Source organism: Bradyrhizobium sp. USDA 4473, assembly GCF_054063335.1.
In genome coordinates, this window is sequence record NZ_JBSSGE010000001.1 from 4264428 (window position 1) to 4289315 (window position 24888).

Genomic DNA, 24888 nt, shown 5'->3' on the forward strand with positions numbered 1-24888 from the left:
TCCCCTATAACCGGGCCGGACATTCGAGCCGGGGCGTCCCGTCCGGGCTTGCCGAGGAGATGTTTGATGCCGTGGAAAAATCAAGGCGGGGGGCCATGGGGCTCGGGTCCGAAAGGGCCGTGGGGCACGGGTCCGCAGTCAGCCGGGCCGAGGCCGCCGGATCTTGAGGATCTGCTGCGGCGCGGCCAGGACCGCCTCCAGCAGTGGCTGCCCGGCGGCCATTTCAGCGGCATGGGCATCGCGCTGGTGCTGGTTGCTGCGCTCGCGATCTGGTTTGCGACCGGCATCTTCCGCGTCCAGTCCGAGGAGCTCGGCGTCGTCATGCGCTTCGGCAAGTATGACCGCGATGCGCAGCCGGGCCTGCGCTATCACCTGCCATATCCGATCGAGACGGTGCTGCTGCCGAAGGCGCTGCGCGTCAACACGATCTCGATCGGCATGACCCTGATCGACGATCCCGCACGGCGCGGCCGCACCATGCGCGACGTGCCGGAAGAGAGCCTGATGCTGACCGGCGACGAAAACATCGTCGACGTCGACTTCACCGTGCTCTGGCGCATCAAGCCGGGCGGGGCCGGCGCGTATCTGTTCAACATCCAGAATCCGGAAGGCACCGTGAAGGCGGTTGCCGAAAGCGCGATGCGCGAGGTGATCGGTCGTTCGCAGATCCAGCCGATCCTGACCGGGGCGCGCAACGTCACCGAGCAGAACGTCCAGGAGCTGATGCAGAAGACGCTCGATACCTACAATGCGGGCATCCAGATCACGCAGGTGCAGATGCAGAAGGTCGATCCGCCGGCGCAGGTGATCGACGCGTTCCGCGACGTGCAGGCGGCACGCGCCGACCTCGAGCGCAAGCAGAACGAGGCGCAGACCTACGCCAACCGGATCGTGCCGGAAGCGCGCGGCCGTGCCGCGCAGATCCAGCAGGCCGCCGAAGGCTACAAGGAGCAGGCGGTCGCCGAGGCCAAGGGCCAGAGCGCGCGCTTCCTCAAGGTCTATGACGAGTACAAGAAGGCACCCGACGTGACGCGCGAGCGCATCTATCTGGAGACCATGGAAAAAGTGCTCGGCGGCTCCGAGAAGCTGGTTTACGACGGCGGCCAGGGCCAGAACATCGTGCCCTATCTTCCGCTCGGCGAGCTGACGACGAAGCGTCCGCCGGCACCGCCGACCACGACCGGCCAGCAGGGAGCCACCCGATGAGGTCCCCCGTCACCGGCATCCTGTCCCTGATCGTTCTCTTCATCGTTCTTGCCGTCGGCTACAGCTCGGTGTTCACCGTGCAGCAGACCGAGCAGACCATCGTGCTGCGGTTCGGCGAGCCGGTTGAGGTCGTCACCGATCCCGGCCTGCACTTCAAGGCGCCGTGGAATTCGGTGATCAATGTCGACAAGCGCATCCTCGATCTCGAAAATCCGTCGCAGGAAGTGATCGCCTCCGACCAGAAGCGACTCGTGGTCGACGCCTTTGCGCGCTATCGCATCAAGAATGCGCTGCGCTACTACACCAGCGTCGGGTCGATCCAGGCCGCCAATTTGCAGTTGACCACGCTCTTGAACGCGGCGCTGCGCCGCGTGCTCGGCGAGGTCAACTTCATCACGGTGGTGCGTGACGAACGCGAGAAGCTGATGTCGCGGATCCGCGAGCAGCTCGACAAGGAAGCCGACGGCTACGGCATCGAGGTTGTCGACGTCCGGATCCGCCGCGCCGACCTGCCGGAGCAGAACAGCCAGGCGGTCTATGACCGGATGAAGACCGAGCGTCAGCGCGAGGCGGCCGAGTTCCGTGCCCAGGGCGACCAGAAGGCGCAGGAAATCCGTTCCAAGGCCGACCGCGAAGCGACCGTGATCGTCGCCGAGGCGAACTCGGCGGCGGATCAGACCCGCGGTGCGGGCGATGCCGAGCGCAACCGCCTGTTCGCCGAAGCCTACGGCAAGGACAAGGACTTCTTCGCGTTCTACCGCTCGATGACGGCCTATGAGAACGGCCTCAAGCCCAACGACACGCGTTTCCTGTTGCGGCCGGACTCGGAATTCTTCAAATACTTCGGCAGTGCCAGCGGCAAGCCGCCTGAGGCGGCCGCCGCGGCGAAACAGTAACGTCACGACTTGAACGTAGCGCCTTGAACATCACGGCTTGGCAGCGACGCGGACAACGCGTCGCTGCCGTTTCAAGAATAACAACATCGTGCGGGGAGGTTGCCATCCGATGAGGTCAATAGCGTTCGGCGACTTCCTCATCGGGTTGGGAATCCTGTTCGTGCTCGAAGGCATCCTGTTCGCGGCAAGCCCTGCCTGGATGCGCCGGGCGATGAAGAGCGCGCTCGCCACGCCCGACAACGTCCTGCGGATCGTCGGCATCGGCTCGGCGGTCGCCGGGCTAATCCTGATCTGGGTGGTGCGGCGCTGAACATTGCCTGTTCCGCCGGGCAGATCGCGCCGGAATCAACATAATCGTGAGCCTCGCGCCGCCGGTTTTTCGCCGAAATGCCCGGCTGAGATGCTTGCGCCATATGCCCGTTCGGGCGCACTCTCTAACGAGCTAGTTTGAACCCGTTTGCCTGGAGAAACTCCGACATGATCGCTGCCAGACCAGCCCTGAGCCGCCGCCTCCGCATGATGGGGGCCGCGATCTCGATCGGTGCTGCGAGCATGCTGAGCTCCGTGCCGGCGTTCGCGCGCGGACCCGAGGGTATCGCCGACATCGCCGAGAAGGTGATCGACGCCGTCGTCAATATCTCGACCTCGCAGACCATCGAGGCCAAGAGCGGCGGCGCGATGCCGCAGCTGCCGCCGGGCTCGCCGTTCGAGGAATTCTTCGACGATTTCTTCAAGAACCGCCGCGGGCCGCCCGGCAAGGGCGGCGAGAAGGGCGGCGAGTTCCAGCCGCGCAAGACCAACTCGCTCGGCTCCGGCTTCATCGTCGACACCGCGGGGATCGTCGTCACCAACAATCACGTCATCGCCGACGCCGACGAGATCAACGTCATCCTCAACGACGGCACCAAGATCAAGGCCGAGCTGGTCGGCGTCGACAAGAAGACCGACCTTGCGGTGCTGAAGTTCAAGCCGCCGAAGCCGCTGACTGCGGTCAAGTTCGGTGACAGCGACAAGATCCGCCTCGGCGACTGGGTGGTCGCGATCGGCAACCCGTTCAGCCTCGGCGGCACGGTGACCGCGGGCATCGTCTCGGCCAAGAACCGCGACATCAGCCAGGGCCCGTATGACAGCTACATCCAGACCGACGCCGCGATCAATCGCGGCAATTCCGGCGGTCCGCTGTTCAACCTCGACGGCGAGGTGATCGGCGTCAACACGCTGATCATCTCTCCGACCGGCGGCTCGATCGGCCTCGGCTTTGCGGTGCCGTCGAAGACGGTGGCCGGCGTCGTCGACCAGTTGCAGAAGTTCGGCGAGCTGCGCCGCGGCTGGCTCGGTGTGCGCATCCAGCAGGTCACCGACGAGATCGCCGACAGCCTCAACATCAAGCCGGCGCGCGGCGCGCTGGTGGCCGGCATCGACGACAAGGGCCCGGCCAAGCCGGCCGGCATCGAGCCCGGCGACGTCGTCGTCAAGTTCGACGGCAAGGACGTCAAGGACCCGAAGGATCTGTCGCGCATCGTCGCCGACACCGCGGTCGGCAAGGAAGTCGACGTCGTCATCATCCGCAAGGGCAATGAGGAGACCCGCAAAGTCACGCTCGGCCGGCTCGAGGACACCGACAAGGTCCAGCAGGCCAACGCCAAGCCGAAGGACGACACTGCCGAGAAGCCGGTGACCCAGAAGGCGCTCGGTCTCGACCTGGCGGCGCTGAGCAAGGACCTGCGCACCAAATACAAGATCAAGGACAGCGTGAAGGGCGTTGTCGTCACCGGCGTCGACAATGCCTCCGATGCTGCCGAGAAGCGGCTGTCGGCCGGCGACGTCATCGTCGAGGTGGCGCAGGAGGCGGTGGCCAGTGCCGCCGACATCAAGAAGCGCGTCGACCAGCTAAAAAAGGACGGCAAGAAGTCCGTGCTGCTGCTGGTCTCCAACGGCGACGGCGAACTGCGCTTCGTCGCGTTGGGTGTGCAGTAAGGCAGAGCGGCGCCTCAGTCATAGAGTGTCATCCCCCGCGAAAGCGGGGGATCCAGTACGCCGCGGCCTCGCCATCTTCCATCGACGTCTCTGGAATGCTCGGTCCCCCGCTTTCGCGGGGGACGACAGGCTGCATGAGCCTTATCACGCCACGAACTCATCCCGCCGATAGCCCTGCGCATACAGCAGCGCGGTGAGATCGCCGTGGTCGATCCGGACTGCGGCGGCGGCCGCGACTGCCGGCTTGGCGTGATAGGCGACGCCGAGGCCCGCGGCCTGGATCATGCCGAGATCGTTGGCGCCGTCGCCCACCACCAGCGTGTCGATATCGTCGAGGTCGAAGGATTCGGTGAGCTCGATCAGGGTGGCGAGCTTGGTGGCGCGGCCGAGGATCGGCTCGACCACTTCGCCGGTCAGCTCGCCGTTCTCGACCTGCAACCGGTTGGCGCGGTTTTCCTGGAAGCCGACCTTGGCCGCGACCACCTGGGTGAACAGGGTGAAGCCGCCCGAGATGAGGCAGGTATAGGCGCCGTGCGCGCGCATGGTCATGGCCAGCTCGCGGCCGCCCGGCGTCAGCGTGATGCGTTTGTCGAGCACCTCGTCGACGACGCTGACCGGCAAGCCCTTGAGCAGCGCCACGCGCTCGCGCAGCGCCGGCTCGAACTCGATCTCGCCGCGCATCGCCCGCTCGGTGATGGCGGCGACATGGGCCTTCAGCCCGGCGAAGTCGGCGAGTTCGTCGATGCACTCCTGGCCGATCATGGTGGAATCCATGTCGGCCAGAAAAAGCTTCTTGCGCCGGCCGATCCGAGGCTGCACGACAATGTCGATCGGCAGGTCGCCACGGGCCTGGCGCAGCCGCGCTTCGACGGCCTTGATGTCGTCCCGGCTGGCCTCGCCGTCGGAATTCGGGCTCTCGAACGGGATGTCGACGGCGACCTCGTTGAACAGCCACTGCGCCGGGCCGGGTGAGGGCAGCGCGGCCCGCGCGCCGTCGACGATGGTGGAGTCGAGCGCGGGGCTTGCAGGATTGCAGATCAGCGTGGCAACGAGGGACATGCAGGCGGATTCGGGATTGTTGGACAAGGCAGTGCTTATCGCAGGGCCGACCGCCAGCGGCAAGTCGGCGCTGGCGCTAGCGCTCGCGCAGCGGACCGGCGGGGTTGTGATCAACACCGACTCGATGCAGGTCTATCGCGACCTCCGCATCATCACGGCGCGGCCGACCGTGAGCGAAGAGGCGCTGGTTCCGCACCGGCTCTACGGCCAAGTCGACGCCGGCGTGAATTTCTCCGCCGGCGCCTGGGTGGCGGATGCGACCAAGGCGCTCGGCGAGGCGCGTGCGGACAAGCGCCTGCCGATATTCATCGGCGGCTCCGGCCTGTATTTCAAGGCGCTGACGCGCGGCCTGTCGGCGGTGCCGCCGATTCCCTCCACTGTGCGCGACGATGTCCGCGCAAGGCTGGAGCAGCACGGCGTCGAGGCGCTGCATGCCGAGCTCGCCGCGCGCGATCCGGTGTCGGCCGAACGGCTGAAGCCGCGCGACCGCACCCGCATCGCCCGGGCGCTCGAGGTCGTCGAGGCCACCGGCCGGCCTTTGCCGGACTGGCATCGTGAGGGTCTGCCGCCGCTGCTGCCGCCTGGTGAATTCCATGCGCTGTTCCTCGCGCCGGACCGCGCGCAGCTCTATGCCCGGATCGACGCCCGGTTCGGCACGATGCTCGATGCGGGGGCGCTTAACGAGGTCGCGGCGCTGGCCGAGCGCGGGCTCGATCCGCTGCTGCCGGCGATGAAGGCCCATGGCGTGCCGGCGCTGATCCGGCACCTCAGGGGGGAGATCAGCCGGGAGGAGGCCGCCGAGATCGGACGGGCCGATACCCGCCATTACGCCAAGCGCCAGTTCACCTGGTTTCGCCACCAGCTGCCGGAATTCGAATGGGTGGCGCCGGAGGCGGCGACGGCGTGGCTGCAAGGACGGATCCGGTAGCCCGGATGGAGCGAAGCGCAATCCGGGGAATCTTACCCCAGGAAGCGCTCGCCCCGGATTTCGCTGCGCTCCATCCGGGCTACAAGAGGCCTCACGCCGCCACACGCCCGTCAGCCATGCGCGTTCGCCAGCGCAAAAACACTCGCCGAAGGGCCGGAACCCCGTTACACTTCAAAAATCGCGAAAGTGCTTGCCTTGCCTTGACATTCGGGCTTTGGCCGCTATGTTCGCGCAACCTTTGGGAAGACTGGGTCGTCTCGTGCGCAACATTATTACCAAACTGCTTATCGCCGTCGTACCCAGGCACACCGCCGGGGATGGCTAGCGGCCATCCAAATTCGGGCGGTGTGCATGGGGCCTCTGGGGCCCCTTTTTATTGCCTGAAGCCGAACTGACGAGAACTGACAAAAGCCGCGCAAAAACAAGCGCATCCGGAGCGAACCATGACCGACAAGAGCCACGATCCCAATCAGATGACCGGCGCCGCGATGATCGTGCGCGCGCTCATCGATCACGGCGTGCAGCATGTCTTCGGCTATCCCGGCGGTGCGGTGCTTCCGATCTACGACGAGATCTTCCAGCAGAGCGAGGTCGAGCACATCCTGGTCCGCCACGAGCAGGGCGCCGGCCACGCCGCCGAAGGCTATGCGCGTTCGACCGGCAAACCGGGCGTGGTGCTGGTGACGTCGGGGCCCGGCGCCACCAACATGGTGACGCCGCTGACCGACGCGCTGATGGATTCGATCCCGCTGGTCTGCATCACCGGCCAGGTGCCGACCCATCTGATCGGCAACGACGCCTTCCAGGAGTGCGACACCGTCGGCATCACGCGGCCCGCCACCAAGCACAACTGGCTGGTGCGCGACGTCAACGACCTCGCCAGGGTGCTGCACGAGGCCTTCTATGTCGCCACCACCGGCCGGCCCGGCCCGGTCGTGGTCGACGTGCCGAAGGACGTGCAGTTCGCCACCGGCACCTATCATCCGCCGCGCAAATCCGACGTGCACATCTCCTACACGCCGCGCGTCAAGGGCGATGCGACCCAGATCCGCAAGGCGGTGGCGATGCTCGCCAGCGCCAGGCGCCCCGTGATCTATTCCGGCGGCGGCGTGATCAATTCCGGTCCCGAGGCCTCGCAGCTGCTGCGCCAGCTGGTGGAGGCGACCGGCTTTCCGATCACCTCGACCCTGATGGGGCTCGGCGCCTATCCGGCATCGGGGCCGAACTGGCTCGGCATGCTGGGCATGCACGGCACCTACGAGGCCAACATGACCATGCATGATTGCGACGTCATGCTGTGCGTCGGCGCGCGCTTCGACGACCGCATCACCGGTCGCACCGACGCGTTCTCGCCCGGTTCCAAGAAGATCCACATCGACATCGATCCGTCCTCGATCAACAAGAACATCCGCGTCGACGTGCCGATCATCGGTGACTGCGGCAATGTGCTCGGCGACCTGTTGCAGGTGTTCAAGGCGGAAGCCAGGAAGCCGGACATCAAGGCGTGGTGGCAGCAGATCGCGCAATGGCGTGCGCGCAACTCGCTGTCGTACCGCAAGAACAACGATATCATCCTGCCGCAATACGCGATCCAGCGCCTGTTCGAGCTGACCCGCGGCAAGGACACCTACATCACGACCGAGGTCGGCCAGCACCAGATGTGGGCGGCGCAGTTCTTCGGCTTCGAGGAGCCGCACCGCTGGATGACCTCGGGCGGGCTCGGCACCATGGGCTACGGCCTGCCGGCCGCGGTCGGCGTCCAGGTGGCGCATCCGGACAGTCTGGTGATCGACATCGCCGGCGACGCCTCGGTGCAGATGACGATCCAGGAGATGTCGACGGCGGTGCAGTTCGAGCTGCCGATCAAGATATTCATCCTGAACAACCAGTACATGGGCATGGTGCGGCAGTGGCAGCAGCTGCTGCACGGCAACCGCCTGTCGCACTCGTATTCGGAGGCGCTGCCGGACTTCGTCAAGCTCGCCGACGCCTATGGCTGCGTCGGGCTGCAGGCGACCAAGCCGTCCGATCTCGACGGCGCGATCAAGGAGATGATCTCGATCAAGCGTCCGGTGCTGTTCGACTGCCGCGTCGCGGCGCTCGAGAACTGCTTCCCGATGATCCCGTCGGGCAAGGCGCACAACGAGATGCTGCTGCCGGAAGAAGCCACCGACGAGGCGACCGCGAAGGCGTTCTCCGGCGGCAAGGCGCTGGTGTGATGATGTACGACACAAACTCTAGCGTCATCGCCCGGCTTGACCGGGCGATCCAGTACGCCGCGGCAGCTCGATTGCTCTCGGGCGTTTCTGGAATACTGCATCCCCGCTTTCGCGGGGATGACGATAGAAAGAGCGGAACGACCGGAAGCCAAGATGTTTGACCTCAACGAGCTCGAGCGCGCGCACAGGATCGTCGGCGCCGCGGTGCCGGCGACGCCGGCATATGCGTGGCCGTTGCTGGCCGAGCGGCTCGGCACCGAGGTCGTGGTCAAGCATGAGAATCACACGCCGACCGGCGCCTTCAAGGTGCGCGGCGGCCTGGTCTATCTCGAGCGGCTGAAGCGCGAGCGGCCAGACGTGCCCGGCATCATCTCGGCGACACGCGGCAATCACGGCCAGAGCCTGGCGTTTGCCGCGGGCCGTCACGGCGTGCCGGCGACCATCTACGTGCCGCGCGGCAACTCGGTCGAGAAGAACCGTGCCATGCACGCGTTCGGCGCCGAGCTCGTCGAGCATGGCGAGGACTTCCAGGCCGCGCGCGAGGAGGCCGAGCGCCGCGCCCAGTTCGCCGGCCTGCACATGGTGCCGTCGTTCCACACCGACCTGGTGCTGGGTGTTGCGACCTACGCGCTCGAACTGTTCCGATCGGCGCCCGACCTCGACATTCTCTACGTGCCGATCGGGCAGGGCTCCGGCATCTCAGGCTGCATCATGGCGCGCGACCTGCTCGGATTGAAGGCCGAGATCGTCGGCGTGCAGTCGACCGAGGCGCCGTCCTACGCGCTGTCGTTTGCGGCCGGCAAGATCGTGAGCACCGCGACCAGCAACACGTTGGCCGACGGCATGGCGACGCGGATTCCGGACGCGGAAGCGTTCGCGCTGATCCAGAAGGGCGCCTCGCGCATCGTGCAGGTTACCGACGACGAGGTCGGCCAGGCGATCCGCGCCTACTGGACCGACACCCACAATCTCGCCGAGGGCGCGGGTGCCGCGGCGCTTGCAGCCGCGCTGCAGGAAAAGGCCAGGCTCGCCGGCAAGCGGGTCGGCCTGATCCTGAGCGGCGGCAATATCGATTTCGATCTGTTCCGGACCTGGATCGGGACGGATGCTGCGCCGGCCGCCCAGCGGGCGGTGGCGTGAACAGAATGTAAGGGGACGACCATGAACCAGCCCGCATCCGCCTACTTCCTCGAAGAGCGTCACGATCCGAACGAGACCCACACGCTGTCCGTCCTGGTGCAGAACGAGCCCGGCGTGCTCGCGCGCGTGATCGGGCTGTTCTCCGGCCGCGGCTACAACATCGAAAGCCTCACCGTCTCGGAGACCGAGAGCCAGAAACATCTCTCGCGGATCACCATCGTCACGACCGGCACGCCGATGGTGATCCAGCAGATCAAGCATCAGCTCGACCGCATGATCCCGGTCTACCGCGTCGTCGACATGACGCTGACCGGCAGCTCGATCGAGCGCGAGCTCGCGATGGTCAAGGTGCGGGGCGGCGGCGATCACCGCGTCGAAGCGCTGCGGCTGGCGGATGCGTTCCGCGCCCGGGTGATCGACGCCACGACCGAGAGCTTCGTGTTCGAGATCACGGGCAATTCGTCCAAGATCAGTCAGTTCATCGACCTGATGCGCCCGCTGGGGCTGGTCGAGGTGTCACGAACCGGGGTGGCCGCGATCACGCGTGGGCCGGAAGGGATGTGAACAATGTTGGCGCGCGACTGGTACTACACGCAACGGCGGCAGGTCGGTCTCGATACCGCGGTGGCCTCGATCTATGACGTCAGCGAGGACAGCGACGTCCGCGCCCGTCAGGCGCTGATTATGCTCGGCGTCAAGCCGGGCTGGCGGATCGCCGATATCGGCTGCGGCAACGGCGTGCTGGCGACCGAGGCGGCGCTGATGGGCGCCGAGGTCGACGCCATCGACATCTCGCCGGCGATGATCGGGCTGGCCGAAATCTACGCGCGCGACCGCAAGGCGAAGATCCGGACCCAGCCGGCCGGCTTGTTGTCCTTTGCCTATCAGCCGAACTCCTACGATCTGATCGTCAGCGAGTTCACGCTGCATCATCTGCCGGATTTCTGGAAGGCCGTGGCGCTGTCGCGGATATTCAACGCGCTGAAGCCCGGCGCGAACTTCTATCTGCGCGACATGGTGTTCGTCAGCATGCCCGACGGCGTCGATCGCGACGTCGAGGGCTGGGCCGATTTCTCGATCAAGAACCACGATTTCGAGCGCGAAAGCGTGATGACCCACATGCGCGACGAGTACTCGACCTTCGGCTGGGTGATGGAGCGCATGCTGACCGAGACCGGCTTCACGCTGGTCGCCGCCGACTATCACGCGCCGCTGCACGGCACCTATCTGCTGCGCAAGCCGAAGCCGGATGAACAGATCTGATCCCGACCGACGTAGCGAAACGGAAGCAAAAGAAGAACAACAATGAAGCCGGCCGATGTTGGCATCGCCGTCATGGTCGCGGTGATCTGGGGACTTGCGTTCGTCGCGAGCCGGATCGCGCTCGACGAGTTCTCGCCGGAGCTGATGACGACGCTGCGCTTCGCCGTCGCCGCGCTGCCGTGCCTGTTCCTGCGCAAACCCGGCGTGTCCTGGCCGCTGCTGATCGCAATCAGCTTCACGCTGTTCCTCGGCCAGTTCCTCGCGCAGGCCTTCGCGATCGCGCATGGCGTGCCGGTTGGCCTCTCCAGCGTGGTCGTGCAGAGCCAGGCGCTGTTCACCATTGCGTTCGCTGCGATCGCGTTCGGCGAGATGCCGACGCGGACGCAGGCGATCGGGGTGGCGATCGCCGCGTTCGGCTTGCTGATGATCTGCGGCACGGTCGGTTACGATTTCAGCGTCTCGGCCTTTGTCATTCTGATGGTCTGTCCGATCAGCTTCGCGATCGGAAATCTGTTGCTGCGGCAGGCGCACGCCGCGCCGATGTTCGACCTGTTTGCCTGGCTGTGCCTGTCGGCCGCCGTGCCGCTCGCGGTGCTGACCCTGATCAGCAACGGCCCGCAGCCGACCTGGCAGGCGCTGAGCCACATGTCGCTGACCGGGCTGACCTGCGTGCTCTGCCTCGGCGGCATCTCGACCAGCATCGCCTATTGGCTGTGGGGCCGCTTGCTGCGGGATTATCCGGCGGCGCAGGTGGTGCCGTTCGCGCTATTGGTGCCGTTCGTCGGCTCCGCCGCCTCCAGCATCGTGTTCGGTGAGAGGTTCGGGCCGCTGCGGCTCGCCGGCATGGTCACGGTGATCGCCGGCATTGCCGTGATGCTGCTGTCGAAGCGGCCAAAAGCGCTGCCGAAGGTCGCGTGAGGGCACCATGTCGAATTCGCTGCTGCTCGCCTTTATCGTGTTCGCCGTCGTGATGTTCTTCACGCCGGGCCCCAACAACATCATGCTGCTGTCGTCGGGGCTGACTTACGGCTTCCGCCGCACGGTGCCGCACATTGCCGGCATCACGGTGGGTTTCGCCTTCATGGTCGGCGCGGTGGGCGTCGGGCTCGGCGCGGTCTTCATCGCCTATCCGGTGCTGCAGACGATCCTCAAATATGGCGGCGTGGCCTATCTGGTCTATCTCGCCGCCGTCATCGCCATGGCCGCGCCGCCCTCGGCGGACGGCGATGACGAGTCCGGCCGCGGCCCGATGACTTTCTGGGGCGCGGCCATGTTCCAGTGGATCAATGCCAAGGGCTGGGTGATGGTGATCGGCACCATCACGGCCTATGCCGCGATTGCCGCCTTTCCCTGGAACATCGCGATCCAGGTCGGCCTGAGCCTGATCCTGGGAACGGTCTCCTGCATCGTCTGGGCCCTGTTCGGCACCGCCCTGCGGCCGGTCCTGACCTCGACCCGGGCGATCCGTGCCTTCAACGTCGTCATGGCCATCCTGCTCTTGGCCTCGCTCTACCCGGTCTTCATGGACGCATGATGCCGCACCGCGCCATGCGAGATGAGGGTTTCCCCTGAGGGGGAAAATGCTCTAGACAACGCCGGAAATTCGCGGGCGTCCGGCGGTTCTGACCTTCCGAAAGCCTGATTCATCGGCCGATTTTGGCCCCCTTCAAACGAGGAAACCACGATGCGAGTTTACTACGATCGCGATGCCGACCTGAACCTGATCAAGGGCAAAAAGGTCGCCATCGTCGGCTACGGCAGCCAGGGCCACGCCCACGCGCTCAACCTGAAGGATTCGGGCGTCAAGGACGTGGCGATCGCGCTGCGCAAGGGTTCGGCCTCGGCCAAGAAGGCCGAGAACGCCGGCTTCAAGGTGATGGAAGTCGCCGAAGCCGCCAAGTGGGCCGACCTCGTCATGATGCTGACCCCGGACGAATTGCAGGGCGACATCTATCGCGAGCACCTGCACGACAACATGAAGAAAGGCGCGGCGCTGGTGTTCGCCCACGGCCTCAACGTGCACTTCAACCTGCTCGATCCGCGCGCCGACCTCGACGTGCTGATGATCGCGCCGAAGGGCCCGGGCCACACCGTGCGCTCCGAATATCAGCGCGGCGGCGGCGTGCCCTGCCTGATCGCGATCGCCAAGGATTCGTCGGGCAACGCCCATGACCTCGGCCTCAGCTACGCCTCGGCGATCGGCGGCGGCCGCGCCGGCATCATCGAGACCACCTTCAAGGAGGAGTGCGAGACCGACCTGTTCGGCGAGCAGGTGGTGCTCTGCGGCGGCCTGGTCGAGCTGATCAAGGGCGGCTACGAGACGCTGGTCGAGGCCGGCTACGCGCCCGAGATGGCCTATTTCGAGTGCCTGCACGAAGTGAAGCTGATCGTCGACCTGATCTATGAAGGCGGCATCGCCAACATGAACTACTCGATCTCCAACACCGCCGAATACGGCGAGTACGTCACCGGTCCGCGTATCGTCACGGCCGAGACCAAGGCGGAGATGAAGCGCGTGCTGGCCGACATCCAGGGCGGCAAGTTCGCCCGCGACTGGATGCTGGAGAACAAGGTCAACCAGACCTCGTTCAAGGCGACCCGCGCCAAGCTCGCCGCCCATCCGATCGAGGAAGTCGGCGCCAAGCTGCGCGACATGATGCCCTGGATCAAGAAGGGCGCCCTGGTCGACAAGAGCAAGAACTGACAGGCGAAGCCTGTCATTCCGGGGCGGTCCGCAGGACCGAACCCGGAATCTCGCGGACGCATCAAATGAAAAAGGGTGGGCGCGTTGCCCACCCTTTTTCTTTGTCATGAAACGCGAGCGGCGGCTAACCGGCCGCCATCGGCTGCTTCTCGATCCTGTTGTGCAGCTGCCAGAACCGCACCGTGCGCTGCGCGGTTTCCAGCGACAGCCGCCGGTAATCGCGGTGCGCGATCTCCAGCGTCGCATGGTCGATGGTGTGCGGCAGCGGCCGCTTGCGCAGGATGGTTTCGACCGTCGGCCAGTTGAGCCGCGCCGAGCGGCACGGGATCAGCAGCAGGTCGGAGCGCAGCCCGAGCATCAGGCGTTCGATCATCGCGATCGGCATGTCGTTGAGCACGGCGAGCGAAACCGTGACCTCGTCGAACTTGCCCTGTTCGGCGAATTTGTAGACTGCCGCATCGTCGAGCTCGTTGAGCTGCTTCATCAGCTTGACCAGCTCTTCGGCGATGCCGTAGTTACGGCGCGGGGCCGCGGCCTCCTCCTGCGCGATGTCGTTCAGCACCTGGCTGATCTCCTCGCGCGCCCGGGGCGAGGCGATCGCGAGCAGGCGGGCGCGCACGGTATCCTTGGCACGTTGCAGCAGGTCGCGCAGCAGCTTGGCCGGAATGTCGATGCGCAGCCCGAGGATCTCGACCAGCTCGTCGTCGCCTTCGGCGCGCGCGACGATGCTGGAGTAACCGTTCTCGGAGAACTCGGCGCCGGCATTCTTGGCGAGGCGGCGGATCACCTTGTCCTCGCCGCGATCGATGATCACGTCGGTGACCGAAGAGGGCAGGTTTTCCCGCGCCGAGATCGCGTACAGATGGTCCTGGCCCTTGCTGCTGGCGATCTCGCGCAGCGCGGCGTTGGAGAGGCGGCTGGAGTGGGTCAGGACCTCGCCTGCGACGCCGATGTCGTCGTCCCAGGCCAGATGCTGAATCACCTCAAACGGCGCATAGTCGAGCGGCGCGAGCCGCTTGCTGAGCTCGGCGCGCGCACGCGTCTCGACGCGCGCGACCAAGAGGCACAACACGTCGTCGAACACCTTGACCTGTTCATCGTTGAGGCGGTCGCCGTCGTTCAGGAACAGATCGGTGACCTGCCGCAGCGTCTGCACGCGCTTGGCCGACGTCCCGTCCCGGACCGCATCCTCGAGTTCGGCAATAATCGATTGTGACGCCTGTTGCGCCATCGATGGGCAACCTTGTTTTTGTTGAATGACACCTGCCTGCACACCATGCAGGGCGCGGTGTTACACCTGCGTTAAGGTGGAACCCGGTGCAAATACGGGTGCATCGCATCCTTAACGAGCCGCGACCGGACATGATTCAATTCGCGGTTTGGACGCCGCCGCTGTGGCCGATACATTTAAGAGATTATTTAGGACGATGCGCGCAGCGCACCGGCGAAAATATCGATCGAGGCGGCGCGTTCGCGCTATTGCGTCGCCCCGAGGCGCCGTCGAGGACAGGCAAGATGAAAGGCGAGACCATCATGAGACCGATAACTTGGCCATCAGTGAGCCATCTTCCGGAGTCAGGACCCACGTCATGTCTGACGGAAAGAGCCAGGACGAACTGACCCAGCTTGCGGATGAGGCGCTGCGCGCCCAACCCGGCTGCGAGACCGCGCGGGTGCCGGCGGTCGCCGCGCTGCCCGATGCGCAGATCGGGCGCAACTGGGAGATTCCGAATGTGGTGCTCGGCGACAGCCTGATCAGCGATGTCGACCGCGCGGTGCTGTCGGTTCATCGCCGGCTCGGCCGCAAGTTTCACCTCGTTTAAGGTGGCCTGATCCTTAGCTCGCCTGTGCCTGACGTGGCGCGGGCCGCGCGGCCATGCTGATCATCCTGAGCGCGAACACGGCAGCGAGCGGCAGCAGGAACAGCGCATAGGACGGCATCTCGGGAATCCGCTTGCCGAACGAGATCATGAACTGCGCCAGCAGATAATAGCCGCCGACGAGATGCAGCCTGCGCCAGGCGTGCTGGCCGAGCAACGCTGCGCTGGGCCGGAACGAGGTCGCGGTGAGCGCGACGATCACGAGATAGCCGATGCCGCCGAAGATGTAGGACACGATCGAGGTCGCGGCCGCGAAACCCGGCGGATCGAGCATTGCGAATGCGGCGATCGCGACCGCATGGATGGCATGTGACGCTGCGAAGGTGACGCCGAGGTAACGGCGGTTGCGCCGCTGCCAGTGCGTCCAGGCGTTCGGCCAGAGCCGCGCCAGCGCCGCGGCGGAGAAGGCGAGGCAAAACAACAGCAGCGAGGTCCGTGCCGTGAACCGGATCACCATCCGCACGCCTTCGACCTCGAAATGCCGCATCCCCGCGATCCAGAGCGAAAGCCCGATCAGGGTCAGCGTGAGCAGGGCGAACAGCCGCCAGCCTTCGAACCAGGTATGACGCATCCGCATATCCAGCCTCCCTCGAGATGTAATCACCAGTTACATGCCGGTCGCCGGCGCGGCAATCCGTGTAATCGGCGCTTACATTCACAAGGGGGTGATGCTAGAGGAGGGCCGATGCGCCGCCCCTCCAAACCGCCGTCCGTCCGTCCGGCCAAGCCGCGTCGCGCCGCTGCGCGCGCGGCGGCGGCCAGGCCCTATCATCATGGCGACCTTCGCCGGGTCCTGATCGACGCCACCATGCAGCTGGTCGGCGAGGGCGGGCCGGAGGCAGTGAGTGTGCGCGAGGCCGCCCGCCGCGCCGGGGTGTCGCCCGGCGCCCCGTTCCGGCATTTCCCGAGCCGCGATGCCCTGATGAACGCGGTAGCCGAGGAGGCGCAGCGCCGCTTCCGCTTCGAGATCGAGATCGCGCTGGCCGATGCGCCGGCGGATCCGCTCGGCCGTTTCCGCTGCCTCGGGATCGCCTATCTGCGCTGGGCGATGAACAACCCGACCCATTTCGAGGTCATCTCCAGCCGCCGCTTCTTCGACCACGACCGCTCGGCCGGGGTGTCGAGCGACAATGCCGAGTTGATCGGCCTGACCGAACGCACGTTGGCTGAGGCCTTTTCGGCGGGGCAGCTCGTGGCGCGCGACCTGAAGCAAGTCCAGGTCGCCGGCCGCGCGCTGGTCTACGGCTTTGCGCGGATGCATATCGATGGGCATCTGCCGCGCTGGGGTGTCCGCGAAGCGGAGGTCGAGCGGATGGCCGCTGACATCGTCGACCTCTTCATTGCGGGCATTGCAAAGCCTGCGGTGAAGGTCTGAGGCAGGCCGCGCCAGCCTGGCGTGCACCGCGCGGGCAAATTCATTGCGCATTCATGACGATTCAATTACGGTTTTATGACATGGTGCAGACACCGGCTGTGCCGTGTGCCTCCTGGCCGTTGCCAGTCAAGGCCGTGGCATTGCGCCGGCTAGTATTGCGTCCCGCCCATGGCGCCCGCGCCTCAGCAAAACTCGTCCGTTGCCGCGCTCGCCGGCGGTCTCGCCGCGATCGGCATCTGGCGGTTGATGGCGGTCGCCGCACCGCATCTCGGCGCGCTGATCCTGATGCTGCGGACCGAGACCGATTTCGGCTCGCGGCTTTGCTTCCTGCTGACCTGGGGAATCCTCAACTGCCTGTTCATCGCGCTGCTGCGCCGGCCGGCGCTGTCGGGCGCGCTGTCGCTGACGCTGGTCGTGGTGCTGGTGCTGCTGTCGCGCTTCAAGCACGACGTGGTGCAGATGACCGCGAACTTCGTCGACCTGATGGTGATCGATCGCGACACCGCGGCGTTCCTGCTTACGATCTTCCCGAACCTGCGCTGGTCGATCATCGGCGCCGGCCTCGTCACGCTGCCGCTGATGTACGCGCTGTGGTGGCTCGATCCGTTCCGCATCCGCCGCCTGCCGGCCGCGGCCGCCTGCCTCGCCTGCACCGCCGCGCTCTCGGGCTATGCCTTCGCCTGGCCTGACGAAGCCTGGCGCGGCTATTACGACGACGGCTATCTGTCGAAATTCGCGCGCTCCGGTGTGACCGCGGTGTCCGACTTCGTCGCCTATGGTTTCATGGAGTCGGATCCGAGAGCGAGCGACCAGCTCAAGATGCCGCTGGTCGACGCCTGCCATCCCGCCGGACGCCGGCCGAACATCGTCATGATCCATGATGAATCAAGCTTCGACATCCGCGCCGCATCCGGCGTCAAGGTGCCGCCGGGCTATGGCAGTCAGTTCAAGTCCTATGACGGGATCGAGCGCAAATTCCTCGCCGAGAGCAATGGCGGGCCGAGCTGGTTCACAGAGTACAACGTGCTGGCGGGACTGTCCTCGCGCTCGTTCGGTCGATTTTCGTATTTCGTCACCCGGATCGCATCCGGTCGGGTCGAACGCGGCCTGCCGCTGGCGCTGCGCCGCTGCGGCTACGATACGCTGTCGCTCTATCCGGCGTTCGGCGCCTTCATGAGCGCGCGCAATTTCCAGACCACGGCCGGCATCCAGCATTTCTACGATGCGCATGATCTGCATGCCAAGGATGTCGAGCCCGACAGCTTCTTCTACGACAAGGCGCTGACGCTGATGGCGGACCAGAAGACATCGGGCACGCCGCTGTTCACCTTCGTCTATCTCGCCGCCAACCATTTTCCGTGGGAGACGAAATTCCGTCCCGATTTGCTGCCGGCGTGGAAACGGCCGGGCAATACGCCGGCGATCGACGAGTATCTGCGCCGGCAGACGATGAGTGCCAACGATTATGCCGGCTTCATCGCGGCGCTGAAGAAGAAGTTTCCGGCGCAGCCGTTCCTGATCGTGCGCTACGGCGATCATCAGCCGGAATTCTCGCCGCAACTGCTCGACCCCGAACTGGACGAGGCCGGAATCGGCAAGAAGCTGTTGGATTACGATCCGCGCTACTACGCGACCTATTACGCGATCGATGCCGTCAACTTCGAACCGGTGAAGAGCCCGGCGGTGATGGACACGATCGACGCCGCCTATCTGCCGCTGGTGATCCAGGAAGCCGCCGGCATTCCGCTCGATCCGTCATTCGAGGAGCAGAAGGCGATCATGCTCCGCTGCAACGGCGCGTTCTACTCCTGCAAGGACGGCGCAGAGGCGCGCCGCTTCAACCGCCTGTTGATCGACGCGGGGATCATCAAGGGGCTTTAGACTAACGTCGTTAGACGAAGGTCGTCGCGCGAAACCGCGTGCATTACTCATTTGTAATTACGTCGCCGAGATTTCGTCACGATTGTTGCGATGATCTGTCGCGCCGCTGCCACGATGTCCATCAGCGCGCAGCGTCAAATCAACCAATCCGGCCCTTCTTGCAGGAGTGTTTGCCCATGCGAGCGCTCGATGTCGCGCGCCTTGTCGCCGCCTTCGGACTTGCTGTTCCCCTCGCCATTCCTTCGGCCCATGCCGCAGAGCCGCCTCACGATATCAAGGGGCTCTACATGATGACGGATTATCCGGCCGTCACCGTCAGACCTGGTACCACGTCCAACATCTCGTTGCGTTTGCAGAACTACGATCTCGGTCCGCAGCGCTACAAGCTTTCGGTCGAGGGCGTGCCGGGCGGCTGGACCGCGACGCTGCTCGGCGGCGGTCAGCCGGTCGCAGCCGCGATGCCGGCGCCCGACTCCAGCGTGCCGCTGCAGCTTCGGCTCGACGTGCCCGCCAACGCGTCGCTCGCCGAGCAGACGTTGACGGTGAAGGCCGAAGGGCAGGGCAGCGAGGCAACGCTGCCGATCGTGGTCGCGCTCGCCAAGGAATTGCCGGCAAAACTGACGGTGTCGTCGAAGCTTCCCGAATTGCGCGGCAGCCCGAAATCGAACTTCGAGTACACGCTGACCATCAAGAACGACAGCGGCCGCAACCTGGTCGCAAGCTTTGCCGCGGCGGCGCCGCAAAATTTCGAGACCTCGTTCACCGAGGCCTACGGCACCCAGGAACTGTCATCGATCCCGATCGATGCCGGACAGTCCAAGGACATCAAGCTCAAGGTGCGGCCGCCGAGTGCGATCGATGCCGGACATTTTCCGGTCAAGGTCACGGTCAATGCGGAGGATGCGTCGGCGCAGACCGAGGTTGCGCTCGACGTCGCCGGCCAGCCGCAGCTTCAGCTCTCCGGCCGTGATGGCCTGCTGAGCGCGCGTGCCGTCGCTGCCGAGCAGAGCACGATCCCGGTCGTCGTCACCAACAGCGGCACCGCGCCGGCCGACAATATCGAGCTCGCCGCAACCGCGCCGAGCGGCTGGAAGGTCACGTTCCAGCCCGCCAGGATCGAGCGGCTGGTGCCGGGCAAGGACACCGAGGTTCAGGCGCTGGTGACGCCGAGCGACAAGTCGCTCGCAGGCGACTACCAGCTCGCGGTGCGCGCCACCTCGCGCGGCGAGACCGCATCGAGCCAGTTCCGCGTCACCGTCAGTACGTCCACTGTCTGGGGCATGGCGGGCGCAGGTGTGATCGGCGTCGCGCTGCTGTTGATGCTGGGTGCCGTTGCGAGGTTCGGACGGCGATGAGCGCGCAGCAGAACAACAGTGCTGCCGCGCGGCCGGAGGCCGTTATCGCAGCGCGCGATCTCACCAAGCGCTACGGCAAGACCAGTGTCGTCGACGCCATCAACTTCGATATCGCCAAGGGCGAGGTGTTCGGGCTGCTCGGCCCGAACGGTGCCGGCAAGACCACGACCATCCTGATGATGCTCGGGCTCACCGAGATCTCGGCCGGCCGGGTCAGCGTGCTCGGCTTCGATCCGGCGCGGCAGCCGTTGCAGGTCAAGCGGCGGGTCGGCTATCTGCCCGATGCCGTCGGCTTCTACGACCACCTGACTGCGGTGGAGAACCTCGCCTACGCGGCCAAGCTGATGGGACTCTCGATGGCCGAACGTTCGCGGCGGATCGCGGCGGCGCTGACCCGTGTGCGTCTGCTCGATGTCGCCGACAAGCGGGTCGCGACCTTCTCGCGCGGCATGCGGCAGCGGCTCGGGCTTGCCGAGATCATCGTCAAGCGCGCCGAGATCGCGATCCTCGACGAACCGACCTCGGGCCTCGACCCGCAGGCGACGATCGAATTCCTCGATCTGATCAGGGAGTTGAAGGCCGAGGGCATTACCGTGCTGCTGTCGTCGCACATGCTCGACCAGGTGCAGCGGGTCTGCGACCGCGTCGCGCTGTTCCGTGCCGGCAAGATCGCGATGATGGGCTCGGTGGCCGAGCTCTCGGTGCAGGTGCTGGGCGCAGGCTTCGTCGTCGAAGTCGAGGCCGACGGTGCCGGGATTGCCCGGCGGCTGGCGGCGATCCCGGGCGTCGGCAATGTCGAGACGCTGGCGGAAGACCGCTTCCGCATGACGGCCGACCGCGACGTGCGGGCCGATGCGGCGCGCGCGGTGGTCGCGGCCAATGGCGCCTTGCGGCGGCTCTCGGTCGACGAGCCGAGCCTTGAGGCGATCTACGCCCATTACTTCCAGGCCATCCCATCAGGAGGCGTGCGCGATGCGGCGTGAAGGTTCAGCATTCCAGGGCGTTGGCGCGGTCTTCGTCAAGGAGCTGTCGGACAACATCTCGAGCGTCCGCATGCTGATGCTCGAGCTTCTGATCGTGCTGACCGCGATGGCGGCGCTCTACGAGGCGATCGTCGCACTGCGCCAGAACACGGCGGAGGATCCATTCCTGCTGCTGCGCCTGTTCACCGTGAGCCAGGCGCCGCTGCCGTCCTTCGTCGCCGTCCTCGGCTTCCTGATCCCGCTGATGGCGATCGGGCTCGGCTTCGATCTGATCAACAGCGAGCACAACCGGCGCACGTTGTCGCGGATCCTGGCGCAGCCGATCTACCGCGATGCCCTGCTGCTCGGCAAATATCTCGCCGGGCTCGCGACCATCGCGATCAGCCTGACGGCGCTGTGGCTGCTGGTGATCGGGCTCGGCCTGATCTTCCTCGGCGTGCCGCCGGGCGGCGAGGAGATCGCCCGCTCGCTCGCCTTCCTGGTGATCGCGGTCTTCTATGCCGGCGTCTGGCTGTCGCTGGCGATGCTGCTTTCGATCGTGTTTCGCTCGCCGGCGACCGCGGCGCTGGTCGCGCTCGGCATCTGGCTGTTCCTGACCGTGCTGTGGCCGATGCTGGCGCCGGCGATCGCGCAGGCCATCGTGCCGCCGGATCCGCGCTTTGCCGCCCTCGGGCTCGATACGCCGGGCACGGCGATCTGGACCCAGCTGCTGCAGCGCTTCTCGCCGAATGACCTGTTCGGCGAGGCGATGCTGGCGGTGCTGTCGCCGACCACGCGCACGCTCGGCCCGGTGTTCCTCGACCAGATCCGAGGTGCGGTGATGGGCGCCCCGCTGCCGTTTGGCCAGAGCGTGATGATCGCCTGGCCGCAGACGGTCGGTCTGATCGCCTGCACCATCGTGCTGTTCGTCGCGGGCTACGTCCTGTTCCAGCGCCAAGAGGTCAGGGCGTAAGCCTGACGACGTCATTGCGAGCGGAGCGAAGCAATCCATCTGGCGGCAAGCGGAGAGATGGATTGCTTCGTCGCCATCGCTCCTCGCAGTGACGACGGGACTAGAGCGTTTTCGAGCGAGGTGGCTACCGGTTCGCGTAAAGAAAACGCGTCAAAACAAGAATCTAGAGCCCCGTTCCGATTCCATCGGAACGGAAAAGGCTCTAGCGTGGCCCGATCTTCTCCCAGAGCCAGCGCGCCACCGCGTCCGGCGACGATGATGCGTCATTGCCCGAGGCGCGCAAATTCGCCTCGCGCATCGCGGCGATGTCGATCTTGCCGAGCAGCGGCTGTAGCGCCGCCTTGAAGGCGTCGTCATCACGCCGCTGCGACGAAAGCAGCACGATCGCGTCATAGGGCGGGATGGCATGCCTGTTGTCCTCGAGCGTGACGAGGTCGTATTTCGCGATCAGCCCGTCGCTGGTGTAGCCCGCGATGACGTCGACCTCGCCGGAGGCGACCGCGGCATACATGAAGTCCGGCTGCATCTGGCGCTGGGCGCGGAAAGCCAGCCCATAGGCCTTCTGGATGCCGGCCCATTCCGGACGCGAGAAGAATTCATAGTCGCCGGCGATCGACATCGTCGCGGCGCGCGGTGCGAGGTCGGCGATCGAATGGATGCCGAGCTGATCGGCGCGCTTCCTCGGCATCACCAGCGCATAGGCATTCTCGAAGCCGAGCTCGCCGAACAGCGTGATGTCCTGCTTCGCCAGCGTCGTTTTCAGCTCGCTCAACAGCTCGGCACGCGGCTTGATGTCGGCATGGTGGAACTGGTTGGCCCACAGCGTGCCGGAATAGTCGACATAGACGTCGATATCGCCTGACGCGAGCGCGTCGAAGATCACGCTGGAGCCGAGGCCGGCGCGGGTCGTGGCCGGTAGCCCGGCCGCTTGCAGCCGCTGCGCCATCAGCGCCGACAGCACATATTGCTCGGTGAAGGTCTTGGCGCCGACCACATAGCGCGCATGCGGACGGGCGAGTGCGGGCACCAGCGTTGCGCCGATCAGGGCGGCGATGCCGAGCCCGCCGAGCGCGGTGCGGATGCGGCTCTGACTGCGCAGGCCGTTCTCGATCAGCGCCAGCAACTGGTCGACGACAAGTGCGAGCACGGCGGCGGCAAAGCAGCCGAACAGCACGAACACCCAGTTCTGGGTCTGCAGCCCGGCGAAGATGTAGTTGCCGAGGCTGGTCTGGCCGATCGGCGTCGACAGCGTCGCGGTGCCGATCACCCAGACCGCGGCGGTGCGGATTCCCGCCATCATCACCGGCAGCGCCAGCGGCAGCTCGACCATGGTGAGCGATTGCCGCGGCGTCATGCCGACACCTTCCGCGGCCTCCAGGACGGCGGGATCGACGCCCGACAGGCCGGTGATGGTGTTGCGCAGCACCGGCAGCATCGAATAGAGCGCGAGCGCCAGCACCGCCGGCAGGAAGCCGAAGGCGGAGAAGCTGAAGCCGAGCCACGCCGCGGTCAGCGCCGCGAGCGCCAGCAGCAGCGGGTAGAACAGCGCGAGCAGCGCGAGGCCGGGCACCGTCTGCACGATGCTGGCGAGCCCGAGCAGGGTGGTGCGCAGCACCGGCCGGTTGCGGGCGATGATGGCGAGCGGCAGGCTGACCAGCAGCCCGAGCGCCAGCGCCGACACGCTGACCCGCACATGACTGCCGAGATAGTCAGGCAGATGTGACAGCGCCTCGCGCCAGCGTGGATCGGCGAACAGGCTCATGCCGTGCCGTCCCGCGGCAGCAATGCGCCGAGCCGGTCCGCCTGTCGTCGCGGCGTGCGCATGAGCTCGCCGACATAGCCATCGGAGCTGGCCGAGAGGTCCGCCGGCGTGCCCTGGGCCAGTAGCCGGCCGCCATGCATGACCGCGACACGATCGGCCAGCAGCAATGCCTCGGTCATGTCGTGGGTGATCATGATTGTGGTCAGGCCGAGCTCGCGGTGCAGCGCGCGATAGTCGTCGCCGAGTGCGTCGCGGGTCAGCGGATCGAGCGCGCCGAACGGCTCGTCCATCAGCACGATGCGCGGCCTCGCGGCCAGTGCACGCGCGACGCCGACACGTTGGCGCTGACCGCCGGAGAGTTCGTGGGGGAGACGGTCGCGATAGTGCGCGCGATCGAGCCGCACCAGGTCGAGCAGCTCGTCGACGCGCGCCGCGACATCCGCTTGCGGCCAGCCGAGCAGTTTGGGCGTGATGCCGATATTGCCGGCAACGGTGAGATGCGGAAACAGCCCGGCACTCTGGAAGACATAGCCGATGCGGCGCCGCAGCAGGATCGGGTCGATGCGGCTGACATCCTCGCCCTCGATTGCGATCTGGCCGCGGTCGGCTTCGATCAGGCGGTTGGTGAGCCTGAGCAGCGTCGTCTTGCCGGACCCCGAGCCGCCGACAATGGCCAGCAATTCGCCCTCCGCCACGTCGAGCGAGACATCGTCGACCGCCACCACGCGACCATCGTCAAAACTCTTGCCGACATGCGCGTAGGCAATCAGCGGCGTTGCGGGCATTCCAGGGCGACCTCAGTCTCACGATCGTGAACGACAGTGATAGCCCATAAAACGGACTTTGACTCGAGGTGCAGGTGGTCGCACCTGCGGTTTCGCAAAATGGACATTGGCCTGCGGCGCGAACGCCGGCGCCGCGCGGCTGCCGTTCCAGTCGGACCCGTGAAGTGGATCAGCCCCTTTCGGGGCTGTGAGCACACATCACACTTCGTTCTTGGGGACGTATTTGCCCATGATGCACTTGTAACTCTGCAGGTGCCATTCGTGATACGGGCCCTTGGCGAGCCAGTCGGCGATGCCGATTTGGGCATTTACGGCGCAGGCGCCCATGGTGATGCCTGATTGGTCGCTGTTGGTGACGACCTTTTCCATGCAGAGCTGAGCATTGCAGAGGATGGCGACGAGCGTAACAAGCATGATGGTCTTTATCCGTAGAATTAACCCGGTCTGAATCGAATCATGCACGGTTCATGCCACTATCAGTGGGCCGGGCATCGCGGCCGGCAACACCGGTAAAGTACGGCGG

Annotated in this window: 24 protein-coding genes; 18 read left to right on the forward strand and 6 right to left on the reverse strand. The window is 65.7% G+C overall.

What is annotated here, in order from left to right:
* The first annotated feature begins 66 nt into the window (after positions 1-66).
* The 4 genes from hflK to ACVW17_RS19780 all read left to right on the forward strand — a co-directional run bounded on the left by hflK (position 67) and on the right by ACVW17_RS19780 (position 4079).
* Positions 67-1206 (forward strand): FtsH protease activity modulator HflK, encoded by a 1140-nt coding sequence (hflK, locus tag ACVW17_RS19765; protein ID WP_456753426.1) that lies wholly within the window; start codon positions 67-69, stop codon positions 1204-1206.
* Entirely contained in the window at positions 1203-2102 is a 900-nt protein-coding gene (gene hflC / locus ACVW17_RS19770) for a protease modulator HflC (protein ID WP_456753427.1), read from the forward strand. Before hflK ends, hflC begins: the two co-directional genes overlap by 4 nt.
* 109 nt (positions 2103-2211) lie before the next feature.
* Positions 2212-2412 carry a DUF2065 domain-containing protein gene (locus ACVW17_RS19775; protein WP_456753428.1) on the forward strand — a complete coding sequence of 67 codons (201 nt, stop codon included), beginning with the start codon at positions 2212-2214 and terminating at the stop codon, positions 2410-2412.
* A 167-nt stretch (positions 2413-2579) separates the two neighbouring features.
* On the forward strand, positions 2580-4079 hold the full coding sequence (locus ACVW17_RS19780; RefSeq protein WP_456753429.1) for a Do family serine endopeptidase: 1500 nt from the start codon (positions 2580-2582) through the stop codon (positions 4077-4079).
* Between the two features lie 144 nt (positions 4080-4223).
* Here the strand turns inward: ACVW17_RS19780 and serB are convergent, their stop codons facing one another.
* The gene (gene serB / locus ACVW17_RS19785; protein ID WP_456753430.1) at positions 4224-5138 is read right to left on the reverse strand and encodes a phosphoserine phosphatase SerB; all 915 of its coding nucleotides are present in this window, start codon (positions 5136-5138) and stop codon (positions 4224-4226) included.
* Here serB and miaA point away from each other — a divergent pair.
* The 8 genes from miaA to ilvC all read left to right on the forward strand — a co-directional run bounded on the left by miaA (position 5137) and on the right by ilvC (position 13392).
* On the forward strand, positions 5137-6066 hold the full coding sequence (miaA, locus tag ACVW17_RS19790; RefSeq protein WP_456753431.1) for a tRNA (adenosine(37)-N6)-dimethylallyltransferase MiaA: 930 nt from the start codon (positions 5137-5139) through the stop codon (positions 6064-6066). The two genes, serB and miaA, sit on opposite strands and share 2 nt — an antisense overlap.
* 443 nt (positions 6067-6509) lie before the next feature.
* Entirely contained in the window at positions 6510-8285 is a 1776-nt protein-coding gene (locus tag ACVW17_RS19795) for an acetolactate synthase 3 large subunit (RefSeq protein WP_456753432.1), read from the forward strand.
* 153 nt (positions 8286-8438) lie between these two features.
* Positions 8439-9425 carry a threonine dehydratase gene (locus tag ACVW17_RS19800; RefSeq protein WP_456753433.1) on the forward strand — a complete coding sequence of 329 codons (987 nt, stop codon included), beginning with the start codon at positions 8439-8441 and terminating at the stop codon, positions 9423-9425.
* 21 nt (positions 9426-9446) lie between these two features.
* Positions 9447-9989: an acetolactate synthase small subunit gene (gene ilvN, locus ACVW17_RS19805; protein WP_016841057.1), complete on the forward strand. Its 543-nt coding sequence runs from the start codon at positions 9447-9449 to the stop codon at positions 9987-9989.
* A gap of 3 nt (positions 9990-9992) precedes the next feature.
* Positions 9993-10688, forward strand: coding sequence for a class I SAM-dependent methyltransferase (locus ACVW17_RS19810; RefSeq protein ID WP_456753434.1), 696 nt, complete (start codon positions 9993-9995; stop codon positions 10686-10688).
* A gap of 42 nt (positions 10689-10730) precedes the next feature.
* Positions 10731-11606 carry an EamA family transporter gene (locus ACVW17_RS19815; protein WP_456753435.1) on the forward strand — a complete coding sequence of 292 codons (876 nt, stop codon included), beginning with the start codon at positions 10731-10733 and terminating at the stop codon, positions 11604-11606.
* A gap of 7 nt (positions 11607-11613) precedes the next feature.
* Positions 11614-12222, forward strand: a complete 609-nt coding sequence (locus tag ACVW17_RS19820; RefSeq protein WP_456753436.1) for a LysE family translocator — start codon at positions 11614-11616, stop codon at positions 12220-12222.
* A 150-nt stretch (positions 12223-12372) separates the two neighbouring features.
* On the forward strand, positions 12373-13392 hold the full coding sequence (ilvC, locus tag ACVW17_RS19825) for a ketol-acid reductoisomerase (protein ID WP_050401884.1): 1020 nt from the start codon (positions 12373-12375) through the stop codon (positions 13390-13392).
* A gap of 124 nt (positions 13393-13516) precedes the next feature.
* Here ilvC and ACVW17_RS19830 read toward each other — a convergent pair whose 3' ends face one another.
* Positions 13517-14623 (reverse strand): DUF2336 domain-containing protein, encoded by a 1107-nt coding sequence (locus ACVW17_RS19830; protein WP_456753437.1) that lies wholly within the window; start codon positions 14621-14623, stop codon positions 13517-13519.
* A 358-nt stretch (positions 14624-14981) separates the two neighbouring features.
* Between ACVW17_RS19830 and ACVW17_RS19835 the strand changes: the two genes are divergently transcribed.
* On the forward strand, positions 14982-15215 hold the full coding sequence (locus ACVW17_RS19835; protein WP_456753438.1) for a hypothetical protein: 234 nt from the start codon (positions 14982-14984) through the stop codon (positions 15213-15215).
* Positions 15216-15228: 13 nt separating this feature from the next.
* Here ACVW17_RS19835 and ACVW17_RS19840 read toward each other — a convergent pair whose 3' ends face one another.
* On the reverse strand, positions 15229-15849 hold the full coding sequence (locus tag ACVW17_RS19840) for a hypothetical protein (RefSeq protein ID WP_456753439.1): 621 nt from the start codon (positions 15847-15849) through the stop codon (positions 15229-15231).
* Between the two features lie 108 nt (positions 15850-15957).
* Between ACVW17_RS19840 and ACVW17_RS19845 the strand changes: the two genes are divergently transcribed.
* The 5 genes from ACVW17_RS19845 (at position 15958) to ACVW17_RS19865 (ending at position 21818) form a co-directional block, all read left to right on the forward strand.
* Complete coding sequence (locus tag ACVW17_RS19845) at positions 15958-16647, forward strand: TetR/AcrR family transcriptional regulator (RefSeq protein WP_456753440.1); 690 nt, start codon at positions 15958-15960, stop codon at positions 16645-16647.
* 168 nt (positions 16648-16815) lie between these two features.
* Entirely contained in the window at positions 16816-18528 is a 1713-nt protein-coding gene (locus ACVW17_RS19850) for a sulfatase-like hydrolase/transferase (protein ID WP_456797806.1), read from the forward strand.
* A 176-nt stretch (positions 18529-18704) separates the two neighbouring features.
* Complete coding sequence (locus tag ACVW17_RS19855) at positions 18705-19883, forward strand: COG1470 family protein (RefSeq protein ID WP_456753442.1); 1179 nt, start codon at positions 18705-18707, stop codon at positions 19881-19883.
* Positions 19880-20866 (forward strand): ABC transporter ATP-binding protein, encoded by a 987-nt coding sequence (locus tag ACVW17_RS19860; protein WP_456753443.1) that lies wholly within the window; start codon positions 19880-19882, stop codon positions 20864-20866. The genes ACVW17_RS19855 and ACVW17_RS19860 overlap by 4 nt, the downstream gene beginning before the upstream one ends.
* A complete protein-coding gene (locus ACVW17_RS19865) occupies positions 20856-21818 on the forward strand; it encodes an ABC transporter permease (protein WP_456753444.1) in 963 nt (320 codons plus the stop codon). Before ACVW17_RS19860 ends, ACVW17_RS19865 begins: the two co-directional genes overlap by 11 nt.
* A 202-nt stretch (positions 21819-22020) precedes the next feature.
* On the opposite strand, the gene ACVW17_RS19870 is transcribed toward ACVW17_RS19865, so the two are convergent.
* From ACVW17_RS19870 to ACVW17_RS19880, 3 genes are all read right to left on the reverse strand, one after another.
* On the reverse strand, positions 22021-23580 hold the full coding sequence (locus ACVW17_RS19870) for an ABC transporter permease/substrate-binding protein (protein ID WP_456753445.1): 1560 nt from the start codon (positions 23578-23580) through the stop codon (positions 22021-22023).
* Positions 23577-24365: an ATP-binding cassette domain-containing protein gene (locus tag ACVW17_RS19875; protein ID WP_456753446.1), complete on the reverse strand. Its 789-nt coding sequence runs from the start codon at positions 24363-24365 to the stop codon at positions 23577-23579. Before ACVW17_RS19875 ends, ACVW17_RS19870 begins: the two co-directional genes overlap by 4 nt.
* Positions 24366-24563: 198 nt before the next feature.
* Positions 24564-24779: a hypothetical protein gene (locus ACVW17_RS19880; protein ID WP_076866967.1), complete on the reverse strand. Its 216-nt coding sequence runs from the start codon at positions 24777-24779 to the stop codon at positions 24564-24566.
* Positions 24780-24888: the final 109 nt, after the last annotated feature.

What these genes read in the sequence shown, in the direction of transcription:
- miaA (WP_456753431.1), top strand. Translation starts at nt 5,137, where the DNA reads ATGCAGGCGGATTCGGGATTGTTGGACAAGGCAGTGCTTATCGCAGGG.
- ACVW17_RS19820 (WP_456753436.1), top strand. Translation starts at nt 11,614, where the DNA reads ATGTCGAATTCGCTGCTGCTCGCCTTTATCGTGTTCGCCGTCGTGATG.
- ACVW17_RS19850 (WP_456797806.1), top strand. Translation starts at nt 16,816, where the DNA reads ATGGCGCCCGCGCCTCAGCAAAACTCGTCCGTTGCCGCGCTCGCCGGC.
- ilvC (WP_050401884.1), top strand. Translation starts at nt 12,373, where the DNA reads ATGCGAGTTTACTACGATCGCGATGCCGACCTGAACCTGATCAAGGGC.
- ACVW17_RS19830 (WP_456753437.1), bottom strand. Translation starts at nt 14,623, where the DNA reads ATGGCGCAACAGGCGTCACAATCGATTATTGCCGAACTCGAGGATGCG.
- ACVW17_RS19870 (WP_456753445.1), bottom strand. Translation starts at nt 23,580, where the DNA reads ATGAGCCTGTTCGCCGATCCACGCTGGCGCGAGGCGCTGTCACATCTG.
- ACVW17_RS19800 (WP_456753433.1), top strand. Translation starts at nt 8,439, where the DNA reads ATGTTTGACCTCAACGAGCTCGAGCGCGCGCACAGGATCGTCGGCGCC.
- ACVW17_RS19835 (WP_456753438.1), top strand. Translation starts at nt 14,982, where the DNA reads ATGTCTGACGGAAAGAGCCAGGACGAACTGACCCAGCTTGCGGATGAG.
- ACVW17_RS19860 (WP_456753443.1), top strand. Translation starts at nt 19,880, where the DNA reads ATGAGCGCGCAGCAGAACAACAGTGCTGCCGCGCGGCCGGAGGCCGTT.
- ACVW17_RS19810 (WP_456753434.1), top strand. Translation starts at nt 9,993, where the DNA reads ATGTTGGCGCGCGACTGGTACTACACGCAACGGCGGCAGGTCGGTCTC.
- hflC (WP_456753427.1), top strand. Translation starts at nt 1,203, where the DNA reads ATGAGGTCCCCCGTCACCGGCATCCTGTCCCTGATCGTTCTCTTCATC.
- ACVW17_RS19840 (WP_456753439.1), bottom strand. Translation starts at nt 15,849, where the DNA reads ATGCGGATGCGTCATACCTGGTTCGAAGGCTGGCGGCTGTTCGCCCTG.
- ACVW17_RS19875 (WP_456753446.1), bottom strand. Translation starts at nt 24,365, where the DNA reads ATGCCCGCAACGCCGCTGATTGCCTACGCGCATGTCGGCAAGAGTTTT.
- ACVW17_RS19780 (WP_456753429.1), top strand. Translation starts at nt 2,580, where the DNA reads ATGATCGCTGCCAGACCAGCCCTGAGCCGCCGCCTCCGCATGATGGGG.
- ACVW17_RS19775 (WP_456753428.1), top strand. Translation starts at nt 2,212, where the DNA reads ATGAGGTCAATAGCGTTCGGCGACTTCCTCATCGGGTTGGGAATCCTG.
- ACVW17_RS19855 (WP_456753442.1), top strand. Translation starts at nt 18,705, where the DNA reads ATGCGAGCGCTCGATGTCGCGCGCCTTGTCGCCGCCTTCGGACTTGCT.
- ACVW17_RS19845 (WP_456753440.1), top strand. Translation starts at nt 15,958, where the DNA reads ATGCGCCGCCCCTCCAAACCGCCGTCCGTCCGTCCGGCCAAGCCGCGT.
- ACVW17_RS19865 (WP_456753444.1), top strand. Translation starts at nt 20,856, where the DNA reads ATGCGGCGTGAAGGTTCAGCATTCCAGGGCGTTGGCGCGGTCTTCGTC.
- ACVW17_RS19815 (WP_456753435.1), top strand. Translation starts at nt 10,731, where the DNA reads ATGAAGCCGGCCGATGTTGGCATCGCCGTCATGGTCGCGGTGATCTGG.
- ilvN (WP_016841057.1), top strand. Translation starts at nt 9,447, where the DNA reads ATGAACCAGCCCGCATCCGCCTACTTCCTCGAAGAGCGTCACGATCCG.
- serB (WP_456753430.1), bottom strand. Translation starts at nt 5,138, where the DNA reads ATGTCCCTCGTTGCCACGCTGATCTGCAATCCTGCAAGCCCCGCGCTC.
- ACVW17_RS19795 (WP_456753432.1), top strand. Translation starts at nt 6,510, where the DNA reads ATGACCGACAAGAGCCACGATCCCAATCAGATGACCGGCGCCGCGATG.
- ACVW17_RS19880 (WP_076866967.1), bottom strand. Translation starts at nt 24,779, where the DNA reads ATGCTTGTTACGCTCGTCGCCATCCTCTGCAATGCTCAGCTCTGCATG.
- hflK (WP_456753426.1), top strand. Translation starts at nt 67, where the DNA reads ATGCCGTGGAAAAATCAAGGCGGGGGGCCATGGGGCTCGGGTCCGAAA.